The sequence below is a fragment of the Kineosporia sp. NBRC 101731 genome (assembly GCF_030269305.1).
Taxonomy (GTDB): Bacteria; Actinomycetota; Actinomycetes; order Actinomycetales; family Kineosporiaceae; genus Kineosporia.
Genome location: NZ_BSTC01000057.1, coordinates 1 through 378 on the forward strand (window position 1 = coordinate 1; position 378 = coordinate 378).

Here is a 378-nt window from a genome sequence, read left to right on the forward strand (position 1 = left end):
CGGCGGGCCGACGTCCTGGCCGCCCTGGTCCAGGCCCTGGCCGAGGGAACACCGATCCCCCTGGTCCCGGTCACCAACACCAGCACCCACGCCAGCACTGATGCTGACGCCAGCACTGATGCTGACGACGAAGGCGAGCCGGATGAGGGATCCCTGGACGATCCAGCTGGCGACGCCAACGCAGCAGGGCCGGGCAACGCAGCAGGGCCGGGCAACGCCGCCGCATCCTCGCGGATCCCGCAATCCCTGCACCACCGGATAGAGCAAGACATAGAGGCCGAGGCCGACTACCGGCGCCAGAATGTCACCCGATACGGGTTCGTGCCCCTACCCGAAGGAATGATCCCGGCCTGGTGGCAGCCTCCAGACCTGTCCCTG

General features: G+C 68.5%; 1 pseudogene. It reads left to right on the top strand.

The window, feature by feature from the left end:
* Nucleotides 1-378 (top strand): annotated as a pseudogene (locus tag QSK05_RS36085) (hypothetical protein); the annotation flags it as partial.